The 16,952-nt window shown below is 69.0% G+C and carries 14 protein-coding genes; 3 read left to right on the top strand and 11 right to left on the bottom strand.

Annotation, left to right across the window (positions count from 1 at the left end; translation table 11 throughout):
* Positions 1-20: 20 nt before the first annotated feature.
* From pssA to STRTUCAR8_RS18355, 9 genes are all read right to left on the bottom strand, one after another.
* The gene (gene pssA, locus STRTUCAR8_RS18315; protein WP_044472421.1) at positions 21-842 is read right to left on the bottom strand and encodes a CDP-diacylglycerol--serine O-phosphatidyltransferase; all 822 of its coding nucleotides are present in this window, start codon (positions 840-842) and stop codon (positions 21-23) included.
* Between the two features lie 16 nt (positions 843-858).
* Entirely contained in the window at positions 859-1,515 is a 657-nt protein-coding gene (locus STRTUCAR8_RS18320; protein ID WP_006377315.1) for a phosphatidylserine decarboxylase, read from the bottom strand.
* A gap of 169 nt (positions 1,516-1,684) precedes the next feature.
* On the bottom strand, positions 1,685-2,890 hold the full coding sequence (locus STRTUCAR8_RS18325) for an acyl-CoA dehydrogenase family protein (protein ID WP_006377330.1): 1,206 nt from the start codon (positions 2,888-2,890) through the stop codon (positions 1,685-1,687).
* Between the two features lie 2 nt (positions 2,891-2,892).
* Positions 2,893-3,405, bottom strand: coding sequence for a MaoC family dehydratase (locus STRTUCAR8_RS18330; RefSeq protein ID WP_006377327.1), 513 nt, complete (start codon positions 3,403-3,405; stop codon positions 2,893-2,895).
* A gap of 4 nt (positions 3,406-3,409) precedes the next feature.
* Complete coding sequence (locus STRTUCAR8_RS18335; RefSeq protein ID WP_006377320.1) at positions 3,410-4,375, bottom strand: HpcH/HpaI aldolase/citrate lyase family protein; 966 nt, start codon at positions 4,373-4,375, stop codon at positions 3,410-3,412.
* Positions 4,372-6,399 (bottom strand): protein meaA, encoded by a 2,028-nt coding sequence (locus STRTUCAR8_RS18340; RefSeq protein ID WP_006377318.1) that lies wholly within the window; start codon positions 6,397-6,399, stop codon positions 4,372-4,374. The genes STRTUCAR8_RS18335 and STRTUCAR8_RS18340 overlap by 4 nt, the downstream gene beginning before the upstream one ends.
* Before the next feature lie 16 nt (positions 6,400-6,415).
* Positions 6,416-7,753, bottom strand: coding sequence for a crotonyl-CoA carboxylase/reductase (gene ccrA / locus STRTUCAR8_RS18345; RefSeq protein ID WP_044472425.1), 1,338 nt, complete (start codon positions 7,751-7,753; stop codon positions 6,416-6,418).
* 420 nt (positions 7,754-8,173) lie between these two features.
* Entirely contained in the window at positions 8,174-8,986 is an 813-nt protein-coding gene (locus STRTUCAR8_RS18350) for a TetR/AcrR family transcriptional regulator (RefSeq protein ID WP_044472426.1), read from the bottom strand.
* 160 nt (positions 8,987-9,146) lie between these two features.
* Complete coding sequence (locus STRTUCAR8_RS18355) at positions 9,147-10,952, bottom strand: 3-hydroxyacyl-CoA dehydrogenase family protein (protein WP_044472422.1); 1,806 nt, start codon at positions 10,950-10,952, stop codon at positions 9,147-9,149.
* A gap of 362 nt (positions 10,953-11,314) precedes the next feature.
* Between STRTUCAR8_RS18355 and STRTUCAR8_RS18360 the strand changes: the two genes are divergently transcribed.
* On the top strand, positions 11,315-11,896 hold the full coding sequence (locus tag STRTUCAR8_RS18360; protein WP_006377317.1) for an adenylosuccinate lyase: 582 nt from the start codon (positions 11,315-11,317) through the stop codon (positions 11,894-11,896).
* Between the two features lie 4 nt (positions 11,897-11,900).
* On the opposite strand, the gene STRTUCAR8_RS18365 is transcribed toward STRTUCAR8_RS18360, so the two are convergent.
* Positions 11,901-12,428, bottom strand: coding sequence for a GNAT family N-acetyltransferase (locus STRTUCAR8_RS18365; RefSeq protein ID WP_006377325.1), 528 nt, complete (start codon positions 12,426-12,428; stop codon positions 11,901-11,903).
* A gap of 46 nt (positions 12,429-12,474) precedes the next feature.
* Positions 12,475-13,527: an Rv2578c family radical SAM protein gene (locus STRTUCAR8_RS18370; protein WP_006377333.1), complete on the bottom strand. Its 1,053-nt coding sequence runs from the start codon at positions 13,525-13,527 to the stop codon at positions 12,475-12,477.
* 171 nt (positions 13,528-13,698) lie between these two features.
* On the opposite strand from STRTUCAR8_RS18370, the gene STRTUCAR8_RS18375 reads away from it, so the two are divergent.
* Positions 13,699-14,142: an SRPBCC family protein gene (locus STRTUCAR8_RS18375; protein ID WP_006377332.1), complete on the top strand. Its 444-nt coding sequence runs from the start codon at positions 13,699-13,701 to the stop codon at positions 14,140-14,142.
* A gap of 237 nt (positions 14,143-14,379) precedes the next feature.
* Positions 14,380-16,764: an MFS transporter gene (locus STRTUCAR8_RS18380; protein WP_006377312.1), complete on the top strand. Its 2,385-nt coding sequence runs from the start codon at positions 14,380-14,382 to the stop codon at positions 16,762-16,764.
* Positions 16,765-16,952: the final 188 nt, after the last annotated feature.

Genomic DNA, 16,952 nt, shown 5'->3' on the forward strand with positions numbered 1-16,952 from the left:
CGACTGCGTCGCCGCTACCGCTACGGCAGCTGTGCCGCGCGGGCCTCGCGGCGGTTGCCGCGGAAGTTGTTCACCCGGCGCGCCGTCGCGAAGAGCGGGATCACCGCGCCCAGGACGAGCTGCAGGGCGCAGCCGGTCTGAAGCAGCAGCTGGCCGCCGGGGGCGTCGAAGGCCCAGGCCGCCAGAAGAGCCATCCCGGAGACGATCCAGGAGACCATCGCGATGGCGAGGGGACCACGCGGCTTCGGGTACTCCACGCGGCTCACCATCAGCCAGGCGGTGCCGACGATGGCCATGAGCGTGGCCACGAACGGCAGCTCCAGGAGCACGATCGAGACGACCGTCAGGGCACCGAAGGGACTCGGCATGCCCTGGAAGGTGCCGTCCTTCACCGTCACGCACGAGAATCTCGCGAGCCTCAGCACCACCGCCAGCAGAACGACGATCGCACCGACCGCGGCCACCTTCTGATACGCGTCGTCCGCGACCATGCCGTACACCAGCACGAAGTACGCGGGTGCGAGACCGAAGCTGATCAGGTCGGAGAGGTTGTCCAGCTCGGCGCCCATGGGGGAGGAGCGCAGCTTGCGGGCGACCAGACCGTCGAAGAGGTCGAAGACCGCCGCGCAGAGCATGAGGATCACCGCGGTCGCCGCCGAGTGACGGGCCATGCCCGACTCGTCACTGCCGGTGAGGTGCGGGATCAGGATGCCCGTGGTGGTGAAGTACACCGCCATGAAGCCGCAGGTCGCGTTACCGAGTGTGAGGGTGTCCGCTATCGAGAGGCGGAGAGAAAGAGGCATCTCCTCCTCGTCGTCACCCACCTCGTCGGCCTCCGGCACCCACTGGGTCTCGGGATCAATCACGGTCAATGCGAGTCACCCCTGCCACTGTCTTCTGGCCGACCTCGACCGCGACCTCGACACCCTCGGGGAGATAGATGTCGACGCGCGAGCCGAAACGGATCAGGCCGATCCGCTCGCCCTGCTCGACCTTCGTGCCCTGCGGGACGTACGGGACGATGCGGCGAGCGACCGCACCGGCGATCTGGATCATCTCGATGTCACCGAGCTCGGTGTCGAAGTGCCAGACAACTCTCTCGTTGTTCTCGCTCTCCTTGTTGAACGCCGGAACGAACCCGCCGGGGATGTGCTCGACGGACGTCACCGTGCCCGAGAGGGGCGCGCGGTTGACGTGTACGTTGAGCGGGCTCATGAAGATCGCGACGCGGGTGCGCCCGTCCTTCCACGGCATGATGCTCTGCACCACACCGTCGGCGGGAGAGATGACCCGGCCCTGGGTGATCTCGCGCTCGGGATCGCGGAAGAACCACAGCATGCCCGCCGCCAGCGCGGTGACGGGTACGGCCACGGCCTTGGCGGCGCCGGACTTGCGCGCGCGTACCAGGCTGAGGGCTGCGGTGGCGACGGTCGGGAGGAGCCACGGCGATGCTCCGCGCGCCAGGCGTACGCCTGCCAGGCTGTCGCGAGGTGCAGAGGTTTGGCTGTGGGGCATGGATGACCTTCGTAGCGGATGATGCCGCGCGGTATCAGGGGACGGCGGCTTTCCGGCGATCGTAGCGGCTCACGACCACAACTGGGTAAGCCAGGAAGCGGAGTCGGCGGCTGAAGAGCGCTGACGGGGTGTGACCTTCAACTCGAAGAAAACACCCCGAAACGGACAATCAGCCCTGGAATTTGTACTCTTCGAGCAACCTGCGCCCGATGATCATTTTCTGGATCTCGGCGGTACCTTCGCCGATCAGCAGCATCGGAGCCTCGCGGTAGAGGCGCTCGATCTCGTACTCCTTGGAGAAGCCGTAGCCGCCGTGGATCCGGAAGGCGTCCTCCACGACCTCCTTGCAGTACTCGGAGGCGAGGTACTTCGCCATCCCTGCCTCAAGGTCGTTTCGCTCACCGGAGTCCTTTTTGCGTGCCGCGTTCACCATCATCGCATGGGCGGCCTCGACCTTGGTAGCCATCTCGGCCAGCTTGAACTGGATCGCCTGGTGCTGGGCGATGGCCTTGCCGAAAGTGTGGCGTTGCTGGGCGTACCGGACACCGAGCTCGAAGGCACGCTGAGCGACTCCGCAGCCACGTGCCGCCACATTGACGCGTCCTACCTCGACACCGTCCATCATTTGGTAAAAACCTCGGCCGGTGGTGCCCCCGAGAACGCGATTGGCCGGAATCCGCAGTCCGTCCATGATGAGTTCGGTGGTATCGACCCCCTTGTACCCCATCTTGTCGATCTTGCCCGGGATGGTGAGGCCCGGCCGGACCTCACCGAAGCCCGCCTCCTTCTCGACCAGGAAGGTGGTCATCGACTTGTGGGGCGCGGTCCCCTCGGGATGTCCTTCGTCACTTCGCACGAGTACGGCGACCAGAGTGGACGTCCCCCCGTTCGTCAGCCACATCTTCTGGCCGTTGAGGACGTACTCGTCGCCGTCCTGCACCGCCTTCGAGGTGATGGCCGACACGTCCGAGCCGAGCCCCGGCTCCGACATCGAGAAGGCGCCGCGGACGTCGCCCGCCGCCATCCTCGGCAGGAAGTGGTCCTTCTGCTCCTGCGTGCCGTGCTGCTTGAGCATGTACGCCACGATGAAGTGCGTGTTGATGATCCCGGAGACCGACATCCAGCCGCGCGCGATCTCCTCGACGCAGAGCGCGTACGTCAGGAGCGACTCGCCCAGACCGCCGTACTCCTCCGGGATCATCAGGCCGAACAGGCCCAACTCCTTGAGGCCGTCGACGATCGCTTGCGGATACTCGTCGCGGTGCTCCAGCTCGGTCGCGACCGGGATGATCTCCTTGTCCACGAAGTCCCGGACCGTGGACAGGATCTCCTGCTGGACGTCGGTCAGACCGGCCGTCTGGGCGAGTCGCGCCATGGCTACTTCTCCTGCTCCTTGAGCTGGGGCCGGCCGGGCTGTTCGCCGCCGCGCTCCTTGATGTACGTCTCGGTCGGCACCATCACCTTGCGGCGGAACACGCAGACCAGCGTGCCGTCCTGCTTGTAGCCCTTCGTCTCCACGTGGACGATCCCGCGGTCGTTCTTCGACCGGGAGGGCGTCTTGTCGAGGACGGTCGTCTCGCCGTAGATCGTGTCGCCGTGGAAGGTCGGCGCCACGTGCTTCAGTGACTCGACCTCCAGGTTGGCGATCGCCTTGCCCGACACGTCCGGCACGGACATGCCCAGCAGCAGCGAGTAGACGTAGTTCCCCACGACGACGTTCTTCCCGAAGTCGGTCGTGTTCTCCGCGTAGTTGGCGTCCATGTGGAGCGGGTGGTGGTTCATCGTCAGGAGACAGAAGAGGTGGTCGTCGTACTCCGTGACCGTCTTCCCGGGCCAGTGCTTGTAGACCGCCCCGACCTCGAACTCCTCGTAGGTGCGCCCGAACTGCATGGCCTTACGCCTCCGGAATCTCGAACTTGCTGGTGCGCTGCATGCCGGCCGCCCGGCCCTTGCCCGAGATGACGAGGGCCATCTTGCGACTGGCCTCGTCGATCATCTCGTCGCCGATCATCGCGGAGCCCTTCTTGCCGCCCGCCTCGGACGTGTAGTAGTCGTACGCGTCCAGGATCAGCTCGGCGTGGTCGAAGTCCTCCTGCGAGGGGGAGAAGATCTCGTTGGACGCCTCGACCTGGCCCGGGTGCAGCACCCACTTGCCGTCGAAACCGAGGGCGGCGGCACGCTGGGCGACCTCGCGGTAGCCGTCCACGTTGCGGATCTGCAGGTAGGGACCGTCGATCGCCTGGAGGTTGTTGGCGCGGGCGGCCATCAGGATCTTCATCAGGATGTAGTGGTAGGCGTCCGCCGGGTAGCCGGGCGGCTGCTCACCGACGACCAGCGACTTCATGTTGATCGACGCCATGAAGTCGGCCGGGCCGAAGATGATCGTCTCGACGCGCTGGGACGCGGTGGCGATCTCGTTGACGTTGTTGAGGCCCTGGGCGTTCTCGATCTGCGCCTCGATGCCGATCTTGCCGACCTCGAAGCCCATCGTCTTCTCGATCTGGGTGAGGAGCAGGTCCAGCGCGACGACCTGCTGGGCGGTCTGCACCTTCGGCAGCATGATGCAGTCGAGGTTCTGACCCGCGCCCTCGACCACCGTCACGACATCGCGGTACGTCCACTCGGTCGTCCAGTCGTTGACCCGCACGACCCTCGTCTTGCCCGTCCAGTCACCCTCGTTGAGGAACTTGACGATGGTGTGCCGCGCCTCGGGCTTGGCGAGCGGTGCGCACGCGTCCTCCAGGTCCAGGAAGACCTGGTCGGCCGGCAGGCCCTGGGCCTTCTCCAGGAAACGGGGGTTGCTCCCGGGGACCGCGAGGCAGGAGCGTCGCGGACGCAGACGGTTGACGGGCGTGGTCATGCGGGGACCTCCAGGGGGTCGAGCTTGTTCGCTTTCCGGATCTCGTCGACGATGCGGCCGATGATTCCGGTGATGTCGAAGTCCTTCGGGGTGAAGACCGCGGCCACGCCCGCAGCTTTCAGCTGTTCGGCGTCACCATTGGGGATGATCCCACCGGCGATCACAGGGATGTCTGTGGCACCGGCCACACGGAGCCGTTCCAGCACGTCGGGCACCAGCTGGGCGTGCGAGCCGGACAGGATGGACAGTCCGACGCCGTGCACGTCCTCGGCGATCGCCGCGTCCACGATCTGCTCCGGGGTGAGCCGGATGCCCTGGTAGACCACCTCGAACCCGGCGTCACGGGCCCGTACGGCGATCTGCTCGGCGCCGTTTGAGTGCCCGTCCAGACCCGGCTTGCCCACCAGGAAACGGAGCTTGCCGACGCCCATCTCCCGCGCCGTGATCTCCACCTTGCGGCGGACCAGGGCCAGCCCGGTGCCCTCCTGGGCGGTCACCGCGACGGGCGCGGACGAGACACCGGTCGGCGCCCGGAACTCCCCGAACACCTCGCGCAGGGCCCCGGCCCACTCGCCGGTCGTGACTCCGGCGCGGGCGCACTCCAGGGTGGCCTCCATGAGGTTGCCGGTGCCCTTCGCGGCCTCCTTCAGCCGCTCCAGCGCCTTGCAGGGGCGCGGGTGGTTGAACGGCGGCTGGTACCGCGTGTCGCGCCAGCCCTGGAGCGCCGAGGTCACCCGGGCCTCGACGGCCGGGTCGACCGTCTGGATCGCCGCGTCGAGGTCGGCCGTGAGGGGGTTCGGCTCGGTCGTCTCGAAGATGTTGACGCCGACGATCTTCTCCTGACCGGACTCGATACGGGCCCGCCGTTCGGCGTGCGACGCGACCAGGTTCGACTTCAGATAGCCCGACTCGACGGCGGCCATCGCGCCGCCCATCTCCTCGATACGGGCGATCTCGGTGAGCGACTCCTCGACCAGCTCGGCCACCTTCGCCTCGATCACGTGCGACCCGGCGAAGATGTCCTCGTACTCCAGCAGATCGCTCTCGTAGGCGAGCACCTGCTGCATCCGCAGCGACCACTGCTGGTCCCAGGGCCGGGGCAGCCCCAGCGCCTCGTTCCACGCCGGGAGCTGCACGGCACGCGCGCGTGCGTCCTTCGACAGCGTCACCGCCAGCATCTCCAGCACGATCCGCTGGATGTTGTTCTCCGGCTGCGCCTCGGTCAGTCCCAGGGAGTTGACCTGCACGCCGTACCGGAAGCGCCGCTGCTTGGGGTTCTCGATGCCGTACCGCTCGCGCGTGACCTGGTCCCAGATCCGGCCGAACGCCCGCATCTTGCACATCTCCTCGACGAACCGGACTCCCGCGTTCACGAAGAAGGAGATACGGGCGACGACGTCACCGAACTTCTCGGCGGGCACCTGCCCCGAGTCCCGTACGGCGTCGAGCACGGCGATGGCCGTCGACATGGCGTACGAGATCTCCTGGACCGGGGTCGCCCCCGCCTCCTGGAGGTGGTAGCTGCAGATGTTGATCGGGTTCCACTTGGGGATGTGGTTGACCGTGTAGCAGATCATGTCGGTCGTCAGCCGGAGCGAGGGTCCCGGGGGGAAGACGTGCGTGCCCCGGGACAGGTACTCCTTGACGATGTCGTTCTGGGTCGTGCCCTGGAGCGTGGTGATGTCGACACCCTGCTCTTCGGCGACGACCTGGTAGAGCGCCAGCAGCCACATGGCGGTGGCGTTGATCGTCATCGAGGTGTTCATCTGGTCCAGGGGGATGTCCTGGAACAGCCGGCGCATGTCACCGAGGTGCGAGACCGGCACGCCGACCCGGCCGACCTCGCCGCGGGCGAGGATGTGGTCGGGGTCGTACCCGGTCTGCGTCGGCAGGTCGAAGGCCACCGACAGACCTGTCTGGCCCTTGGCGAGGTTGCGCCGGTACAGCTCGTTGGACGCCTCGGCCGTGGAGTGACCGGCGTACGTGCGCATGAGCCACGGCCGGTCCTTCTGACGCTCAGTCATCGATGGCCTCCGGCTCTCAGATGTTCCGGAAGCGGTTGATGGCGTCGATGTGCTGGGCGCGCTTCTCCGCGTCGCGCACACCGAGGCCCTCCTCGGGGGCCAGGCACAGGACGCCGACCTTGCCCTGGTGGAGGTTGCGGTGGACGTCGTAGGCGGCCTGCCCGGTCTCCTCCAGGGAGTACACCTTGGAGAGCGTCGGGTGGATCTTGCCCTTGGCGACCAGCCGGTTGGCCTCCCAGGCCTCGCGGTAGTTGGCGAAGTGCGAGCCGATGATGCGCTTGAGGGACATCCACAGGTAGCGGTTGTCGTACTCGTGGTTGAACCCGGAGGTGGAGGCGCAGGTGACGATCGTGCCGCCCTTGCGGGTGACGTAGACGGACGCGCCGAAGGTCTCGCGGCCGGGGTGCTCGAAGACGATGTCGACGTCCTCGCCGCCGGTCAGCTCACGGATGCGCTTGCCGAACCGCTTCCACTCGCGCGGGTCCTGGTTGTGCTCGTCGGCCCAGAACTTGTAGCCCTCGGCGTTGCGGTCGATGATCGCCTCGGCGCCCATCGCGCGGCAGATGTCCGCCTTCTGCTCGCTGGAGACGACACAGATGGGGTTGGCACCGCCGGCCAGCGCGAACTGTGTGGCGTAACTGCCCAGGCCGCCGCTCGCGCCCCAGATGAGGACGTTGTCGCCCTGCTTCATGCCGGCGCCGTTGCGGGAGACCAGCTGGCGGTACGCGGTGGAGTTGACGAGGCCCGGGGCCGCCGCCTCCTCCCAGCTGAGGTGGTCCGGCTTCGGCATCAGCTGGTTGGACTTGACCAGTGCGATCTCCGCCAGCCCGCCGAAGTTCGTCTCGAAGCCCCAGATGCGCTGCTCGGGGTCGAGCATCGTGTCGTTGTGTCCGTCGCTGGACTCCAGCTCGACGCTCAGGCAGTGCGCGACGACCTCGTCGCCGGGCTTCCAGGAGTTGACGCCGGGGCCGGTGCGCAGCACGACGCCCGCGAGGTCGGAGCCGATGACGTGGTACGGCAGGTCGTGGCGCTTGGTGAGCTCGCTGAGTCTGCCGTAGCGCTCCAGGAAGCCGAACGTCGACATCGGCTCGAAGATCGACGTCCAGACCGAGTTGTAGTTGACACTCGATGCCATGACGGCCACCAGGGCCTCGCCCGGGCCGAGCTCCGGCACCGGGACGTCGTCCAGGTGGATCGACTTACGGGGGTCCTTGTCGCGGGTTTCGAGGCCCGCGAACATGTCCGTCTCGTCCTTGTGCACGGTGATCGCACGGTACGACTCGGGGAGCGGCATTGCGGCGAAGTCGGCCGGAGTCGACTCCGGCGACTGGATCGCGTCCAGGATGTCCTTGATGGTCACGGTATTGCCTCCGGCGAATGGCGTCTTGAGGGGAGACGCTGAGGGTTACGTCGGTGTTCTGCTGAGGGTGGGTGAGGCGTGCCGTCGGTTCGGCGGGTGATGCTTCCGGCAGCGCGGGGTGGCGCGGAGGTTGCCTGTGACGCAGGCGTCCGGGCGCGCAAGCACGTGGTTTGCGGGGACAGCCGACGTACGAATGGTCTCTGCACGCCGGCCGCCCGGACACCTTCAAGGTATGGCACCCCGTGTCAGGTGACAAGGCACTGGGTGCCAGAAACTGACCTCAAATGAAATCTTTACGTAACAAATGAGCGATGATCGATCAAAAGCTACTGAGGAGTAGACCGGGGGCGGGTCTGTACGGGCACAGAAAAGGCGGGCCGCAGCAGCTGCGACCCGCCTCTGTCCGAGGATTCTCTACGACCGTTCCTTCAGCGCCTGTTCGATGGTGCGCATCACCTCGTCGAGCGGCGCGTCCGTCCGCGCGACCGCCACCAGCACCTCGCCCTGCGAGGTCACCGAGGCCGGCGCCGACCGGGGTGCGGTGTCTCGCCCGACGCCGATGCCCGTGCCGAAGGTCTTCTGCACGATTCCGAAGGCGTGGTCGAGCTGTGCCTCGACATCGCCCTGGCCGCCCGCCCGCAGCCAGCGCCGCAGCACGTGGTTGTGGGCGGTGACCACGGCCGACGCGGCGACCTCCGCCAGCAGCGGGTCGTCGTTCGCGTCGTCGTCGTGGGCGTGCTCGTCGAAGTGGCCCAGGAGATAGCGGGTGAAGAGACGCTCGTAGCGGGCGACCGACGCGATCTCCGCCTCCCGCAGGGTGGGGACCTCGCGCGTCAGCTTGTAGCGGGCGACCGAGATCTCCGGCCGGGCCGCGTACATCTTCATGACTTCCTTGATGCCGCGGCACACGGTGTCGAGCGGATGTTCGTGCGCAGGCGCCGCGTTGAGCACCGCCTCCGCCCGGATCAACGTGTCGTCGTGGTCCGGGAAGATCGCCTCTTCCTTGGAACGGAAGTGCCGGAAGAAGGTGCGGCGGGCCACGCCGGCCCGGGCCGCGATCTCGTCGACGGTGGTGCCCTCGTAGCCCTTGGTCGAGAACAGCTCCATCGCCGCGGCCGCCAGTTCGCGGCGCATCTTGAGCCGCTGGGCGGCGGCGCGACCGCCCGCGGCGCTCTCCGGCGCGTCGGGCGTGGCGGGGGTACGGGAGGACCTGGCGGGCTGGGACATGACCCGAACGTACTGCATGTGCACGGGGTGCCGCGCCCGCCCTGGATCACCCCCGCCCCGGGCGGGCAGGGGTGCCGAGGCCGGGCCGAGCAGTCCGCCCCAGTCGTTCTCCTGTCCGAAAGCGGGTCCGAGGCCGTGGCCGGACCGGTCACGGGCCCCGTCAGCGGCGGGCATATTCGCGGAAGCCGCGGCCCGTCTTGCGGCCGAGGCAGCCCGCTGCCACCAGGTGCTCCAGGAGCGGCGCGGGGGCCAGGCCCGGGTCACGGAACTCGCGGTGCAGGACCTTCTCGATGGCCAGGGAGACGTCCAGCCCGACCACGTCGAGCAGTTCGAACGGCCCCATCGGGTACCCGCCGCCCAGCTTCATCGCCGCGTCGATGTCGTCGAGAGACGCGTAGTGCTCCTGCACCATCTTGATCGCGTTGTTGAGGTACGGGAAAAGCAACGCGTTGACGATGAATCCGGCCCGGTCGCCGCAGTCCACAGCGTGCTTCTTGATCTTGACGCAGACCTCACGGACCGTCGAGTGGACGTCGTCGGCGGTCAGCACCGTACGGACGACCTCGACCAGCTTCATCGCCGGCGCCGGGTTGAAGAAGTGCATGCCGATCACGTCCTCGGGACGCGAGGTGGCGCGGGCGCACGCGACGACGGGCAGCGAGGAGGTGGTCGTGGCCAGCACCGCGCCCGGCTTGCAGACCTTGTCCAGTGCCGCGAACAGCTGCTGCTTGACCTCCAGGTCCTCGGCGACCGCCTCGACGGCCAGATCGACGTCCGCGAAGGCGTCGTACGAGCCCGCCGCGGTGATCCGGTCAAGGGTCTGTGCGGCGGCCTCGGCGGTCAGTCGGCCCTTGTCGACGGAGCGGGCCAGCGACTTGCCGATCCTGGCCTTGGCGACCTGGGCCTTCTCCTCGCTGCGCGCGGCGAGGACCACCTCGTACCCGGCCTTGGCGAAGACCTCGGCGATACCGGAGGCCATCGTGCCGGAGCCGGCGACACCGACGGAACGGACGGCGCGGCCGGGGGTCTCGGGCGGCCCGGCCAGCGGGGTCAGCGTGTCCGCGACGACCGTCGAGCTGCCGGGCGCCTCGTAGGAGTAGAAGCCGCGCCCGGCCTTCCTGCCGGTCAGGCCCGCCTCGCTGAGCTGCCCCAGGACGGGCGCCGGGGCGTGCAGCCGATCGTGGGACTCGGCGTACATGGCCTCCAGGACCGTACGGGCCGTGTCGATGCCGATCAGGTCGAGCAGGGCGAGGGGGCCCATGGGCAGACCGCAGCCGAGCCGCATCGCCGCGTCGATGTCCTCACGGGAGGCGTACTTCGCCTCGTACATCGCGGCGGCCTGGTTGAGGTAGCCGAACAGCAGTCCGTCGGCGACGAATCCGGGGCGGTCGCCGACCGCGACGGGCTCCTTGCCGAGCTCGATCGCGAGATCGGTGACCGCGGCGACGGCCTTCGGCGCGGTCAGCACCGACGAGACGACCTCGACCAGCTTCATCGCGGGGGCCGGGTTGAAGAAGTGCAGGCCCAGCACGCGCTCGGGACGCGCCGAGTCGGCGGCGAGGCGGGTCACGGAGAGGGCGTTGGTGCCGGTCGCGAGGATCGTCTCCGGGCGCACGATGTCGTCGAGGGCGCGGAAGATCTGGTGCTTGATCTCGTACGACTCCGGCGCCACCTCGATAACCAGGTCGGCGTCTGCCGCCTCGCGCAGGTCGGTGGAGGTACGGAAGCGGGCCAGGACGTCCTCGCGCTCCTGTTCGGTGAGCCGGCCGCGCACCACGGCACGGGCGGTGGACGCCTCCAGGGCGGCGACCGACTTCGCGGCCGTGGCCTCGCTGATGTCGATGCCGACGACGTCGCGGCCGGCGCGGGTGAGGACCTCGGTGATGCCGGTGCCCATCGTGCCGAGGCCGACCACGGCGACGGTCCTGAGCGGCGAAGGAGAGGTGTGGGACAGGGGAGTGGCCATCGCGGGACTCCAGAAATGAGGTGGTGACGACTGGGAGCACCTGCGGGTACGCCGAGAAGGCGCACCGGGTGCGAGAAGGAGTGCGGGTGTTGCCGGGCTTCGAGCGCACACGCCCGGGGAACGCTGGATCCGACCGGCCCTGTCCCGAACCGGGGTCGTACTGCGGTACACGAGGTACCGAACCGACCAGCACTCACGACGGCTGCGTCACCAGGCCGTCGTCAGCAAGTACTACAGGCGAGTGGGTAACTCGCTCGTCTGAGCTTAACCGGTGGGTAACGAGCGCGCCAGCCCCCGGTTTTGTGATGTACGTCCAGGGATCCTGCCCACGCGCTTCCGTTCCCGCACCTAATCTCGGCACCATGGACGAAGAGTTGCGATCGCTCACGGAGCGTTTACGGGCCGAGGCCGGGGCGGGCGCCTCGGAGACGTACGAACGCCTGGTGGCGACCGGAGACCCCGACGAACTGGCCGATGTCCTCACCGCCCCCGGACAGCCCCTGTGGGCCAGGGAGTTGGCCGCGTTCAGGCTGGGGCTCGTGGGGGACCGGCGAGCCTTCGAGGCCCTGGTCCTCCTCCTCAACCACCGTGATCCGCAGCGCTGTGCCTCCGCCGCGTACGCCCTGGCCCGCCTCGGCGATCCGCGCACGGCCCGCGCGGCAGCCGCCCTCGCGACCAACGAACTGCGCGTCGCCTACGCCCTGCACCCGGTCCGGCTGCTGGGTGAACTGCGCGCCCCCGAGTCGGTGCCGGCGCTGATCACCACGCTGGCGCGCCGTCTGACACCGCACGACCCTTACCGGCGGGTGGCGCTCGCCTGCGTGGAGGCGCTGGGCACGCTCGGGGACCGGCGGGCGGCGCCCGTCCTGAACAAGGCCCTCGCACACCCGGCCCTCGCCGAGGCGGCGGTGCACGCCCTGGCGCGCATCCCCAGGCAGAGATGACCCGTCAGCCTCGCAGTTCCCGCACGTACCGCACCTCCGGTACGGCGACCCCGTCCACCTCGAAGGGCTCCTCGGCGCCGTCGGCCGTGAACCCCGCCCGCTCGTAGAACCGCCGCGCGCGGTCGTTGCCCTCGACGACCCACAGGAGCAGGCGCCGGTGCCCGGCGCCGGCGCACCGGCGTACCGCCTCGCCCAGCAGCGCCCGTCCGATCCCGGCGCCGAACCGCTCGGCGTCCACGTAGATCGCGTACAACTCGGCGTCGTCGGTGCGGATCTCACCGTCCCGGTAGGGGCCGTGGCAGGCCCAGCCGATCACCGTGCCCGACTGTTCCGCGACCAGGTTGACGACCTCCGAACCGGCCCGCACGAAGAACGTACGCCGGCGCTCGGCGTCCTCCGGCACGCTCAGGGCGTCGAGATACGTCTGCGGCATCAGGCCCTTGTAGGCGTGCTGCCAGCCGCGGATACGGATTTCGGAGACGCGGTCGCAGTCGTCGAAGGTCATTTCGCGGACGAGGATCGGGGCGTTCATGGCGGCACCCTAGGCGGGCGGACGTACGGATGCCTCCCATTAGTCCTCAGAGGAGGGTCAGTTGGACCGGCTCGGGTACCGCGGTCCCGGGCGCGGCGGGGTCGTTCTCGACGGACTCGGTGATCCGGCGCGGCATCCCCGCGCCCGTGGGACCGATTCCGTACTCCTGGGCCAGTTCGTGGACCTGGCGGGTGATCCGGCGCTGGTACCACTTGGGGGCGTAGGCGCCCTCCGCGTACAGCCGCTCGTACCGGCGCACCAGATGGGGGTGGTGGTGGCCCAGCCAGGCCATGTACCACTCGCGGGCGCCGGGGCGCAGATGCAGCACCAACGGGGTCACGGAGGTCGCCCCGGAGGCGGCGATCGCCCGCACGGTGGCCCGCAGCCGGTCCGGGTGGTCGCTGAGGAAGGGGAGCACCGGCGCCATCAGCACCCCGCAGCCGATGCCGTGCTCGCCCAGGGTCCGTACGACGTCCAGGCGCCGTTCCGGAGCGGGGGTGCCCGGCTCCACCGTGCGCCACAGGTCGGGATCGGTGAAGCCGACGGAGACGGAGATGCCGACGTCCGTGACCTGGGCGGCCTGCACCAGGAGGTCGAGGTCGCGCAGGATCAGCGTGCCCTTCGTCAGGATCGAGAAGGGGTTCGCATGGTCGCGCAGGGCGGTGAGGATGCCCGGCATCAGCCGGTAGCGGCCCTCGGCGCGCTGGTAGCAGTCGACGTTGGTGCCCATGGCGATGTGCTCGCCGAGCCAGCGGCGTGAGCCGAGCTGGCGGCGCAGCAGCTCCGGCGCGTTCACCTTGACGACGATCTGGGAGTCGAAGCCCAGACCGGTGTCGAGGTCCAGGTAGCTGTGCGTCTTGCGCGCGAAACAGTAGACGCACGCGTGCGTGCAGCCCCGATAGGGGTTCACCGTCCATTCGAACGGCATGCGTGAGGCCCCCGGCACCCGGTTGATGATCGAACGGGCCCGGATCTCGTGGAAGGTGATCCCGCGGAACTCGGGGGAGTCGAAGGTACGGGTGGTCACCGCGTCCGCGCCGAACAGCGCGGCGTCGGCCCGGCCGGAGCCGGACTCCACTGTGAGGTTTTCCCAGCGCATGACACCTCCTCGGTAGCACTGACCCCAGAATAGAACACATGTTCCCTTGATCGTGCGATCGCATGTTCGAGTGTCGTGAAGGTCCTTGAGGGCACCCCGATTTGGGCGGCCGGGCGGCAGGGTGGTTGGGTGAGCGCGAACCCCCGAAGAACCAGCTGCTGGAGGAACGCAATGGCGCAGGTCGAGGCCACCACGGAGCGCATCGTCGCGGCGGACGCGGAGACGGTGTTCGACGCCCTCGCCGACTACAGCGGCACGCGCTCGAAGGTGATGCCGGAGCAGTTCAGCGAGTACGAGGTGCGCGAGGGTGGCGACGGCGAGGGCACCCTCGTCCACTGGAAGCTCCAGGCCACCAGCAAGCGCGTCCGGGACTGCCTCCTGGAGGTCAGCGAGCCCACCGACGGTGAGCTCGTCGAGAAGGACCGCAACTCCTCGATGGTCACCACCTGGCGCGTCACCCCCGCCGGTGAGGGCACGTCACGGGTCGTCGTCACCAGCGTCTGGACCGGCGCCACCGGCATCGGCGGCTTCTTCGAGCGGACCTTCGCCCCCAAGGGCCTCGCCCGCATCTACGACGGCCTCCTCGAGAGGCTCGCCGCCGAGGTGGAGAAGTAGGGGACAGCCCAAGGGTCGACCTCCCAAGGGTCGACCTCCCAAGGGTCGACCTCCCAAGGGTCGACCTCCTGAGGGGTGTTGATTCACGTCCCCCTGCAGCTCACCGCATCTCGCCGCAACTCACCGGTTCGAGTGGATCTCCGCCCTCGCGCACCGGAACGCCGTAACTCGTCGCGCTTGCTCACAGTTGTCGCCCAAAGCGGGAATTGTCGGTAGGCGCGGCGAGGGGAGCGGTACGTGGGCGGGATCACTCTGGTGCAGGACGAACCGGCTACCGTACTCGCCGCACCCCCGCCCGAGCCTCCCCAACTCGGCCCGCGCCGCATCCGGTTGGTGTTCTTCGGGCTCATGCTCGCCCTGCTGCTCGCCGCCCTGGAGCAGATGATCGTCGCCACCGCGCTGCCGAAGATCGTCGGTGAACTGCACGGTCTGGACAAGATGTCCTGGGCGATCACCGCCTACCTGCTCACCGCCACCGTCGGACTGCCGGTCTACGCCAAACTCGGTGATCTGCTCGGCCGCAAGGGCGTCTTCCAGTTCGCGATCGTCGTCTTCGTCGTCGGCTCGGCGCTGGCCGGCCGGTCGCAGACCATGGACCAGCTCATCGCCTTCCGCGCCCTGCAGGGCGCCGGGGCGGGCGGGTTGATGATCGGCGTGCAGGCGATCATCGCGGACATCGTGCCGTCGCGCGAACGCGGGCGCTTCATGGGCCTGATCGGCGCCGCGTTCGGCTTCGCCTCGGTCGCCGGGCCCCTCCTGGGCGGCTACTTCACCGACCACCTCTCCTGGCGGTGGTGCTTCTGGTTCAACGTGCCGTTCGGACTGCTGACGCTGGCCGTCGTCACCGTCGTACTGAAGCTGCCGAAGCCCACCGCCAAGGCCCGGCTCGACCTCCTCGGGGCACTGCTGCTCGCCGCGGCCTCGACCTGCCTGGTCCTGCTGACCAGTTGGGGCGGCACCGAGTACGCGTGGGACTCGCGCGAGATCCTCGGGCTCGGCGCCGGCGCGGTCGTGGCCGGCGCGCTCTTCGTCGTCGCCGAGCACTTCGCACCCGAACCCCTCATCCCCCTGCGGCTGTTCAGGGACTCCGTCTTCAACGTCACCGCTCTGGTGGGCCTGGTGATCGGGGTGGCTCTTTTCGGGGCGGCCAGCTATCTGCCGACCTTCCTCCAGATGGTCGACGGTGCCAGCGCCACCGAGTCCGGGCTGCTGATGGTGCCCATGATGGCCGGCATCGTCGGCGCGTCGATCGTCTCCGGACAGCTCATCAGCCACACCGGCCGCTACAAGATCTGGCCCGTGCTCGGCAGCGCCCTCGCCGCCCTCGGCATGTGGCTGCTGTCCCGCCTCGAAGTGGACACGCCCCGGCTGCACTACAGCCTGTGGATGGCCGTCCTCGGCGCCGGCATCGGCATGGTGATGCCGGTCCTGGTCCTCGCCGTGCAGAACTCCGCGAGCCCCGCCGACCTGGGCACCGCGACCAGCGCCAACACCTACTTCCGGCAGATCGGCGGCAGCGTCGGCGCCGCGGTCTTCGGCACCCTCTTCGCGAACCGGCTCGCCGAGTCCCTGCGCGACAACCTCCCCACGCGCGCGGGCGCCCGCCTCCCCGACCCCCACTCGCTCACCCCGCAGCTCGTCCACACGCTGCCCCCGGCGCTGCGCGACAGCTACATCAGGGCGTACGCCGACGCCATGCCGCGCATCTTCCTCTACCTGGTGCCGGTACTGGTCCTCGGTCTGCTCGTCGCCTGCTTCCTCAAGGAGAAACCGCTGGTGTCCCACCCCACCGCCCCCGCCGACCTCGACCCCGCGGGAACCTCGGCCACCCTGGCGATGCCGCAGACCCGGGCGCCGTACACCGCCGGAATCCCGGTGTCCGGCACGGTGCAGCACCCGGACGGAACCGTCGTCCCGCGCGCGGCGCTCACGCTCATCGACGTCACGGGGGCGCAGATCGGGCGTGGCGCGAGCGCCGAGGACGGGCGGTACGCGCTGTCCACGCCCGGCTCGGGCACGTACGTCATGATCGCCGCGGCCGGCGGTCACCAGCCCCAGGCGGTCACCGTGACCGTCGGTGAGCGGCCCGTCGAACTGGACCTCTTCCTGGGCGGCGCGGGGCGCCTGGCGGGCCGGGTACGGAGCGCGGACGGCAATCCGGTCCCGGACGCCACCGTCACGCTCACCGATGTGCACGGCGAAGTCGTCGCGACCACCCGCAGTGGATACGAGGGGCAGTACGTCATCACCGAACTGGTGGCCGGTGAGTACACCCTCGCCGTCGGCTCTCCCGTGTTCCGCCCGGCCGCGCTCCCCGTCACCGTGAAGGCGTCCCGGGAGACCTGCCAGGACGTCGAACTCGCCGGCGGCGCGGTCCTGAAGGGCACCGTGCGAGCAGGGGGCGGACGGCCCGTCGAGGACGCGCGCGTGACGCTGCTCGACATGACCGGCACCGTCGTGGACACCCTCACCACCTCGGCCGACGGAACGTTCCGGTTCGTCGACCTGGCCTCCGGTGAGTACACGGTCCTCGCCTCCGGTTACCCGCCGGTCGCCACCGTCCTCCAGGTGGCCGGCGGCGGCCGTACGGAACGCGACCTCCGGCTCGGACACGACGACTGACCAGCAGGTCAGAGCCCCGGCGCCGACCGGGCGGCCGGTCGCTCCGGCCGTACCGGCGCGCGGAGCGCGCGTCCGCGCGCCGGAGCGGACCGGCCAAGACCAATTAGCGGATTGCCACACATCGCGACGGACCGGCGCCGTACGGTGGTGACGACGGCACAGATCTTGCGGAGCCGTGGGAAGAAGGG

The sequence above is a fragment of the Streptomyces turgidiscabies Car8 genome, from assembly GCF_000331005.1.
GTDB lineage: Bacteria > Actinomycetota > Actinomycetes > Streptomycetales > Streptomycetaceae > Streptomyces > Streptomyces turgidiscabies.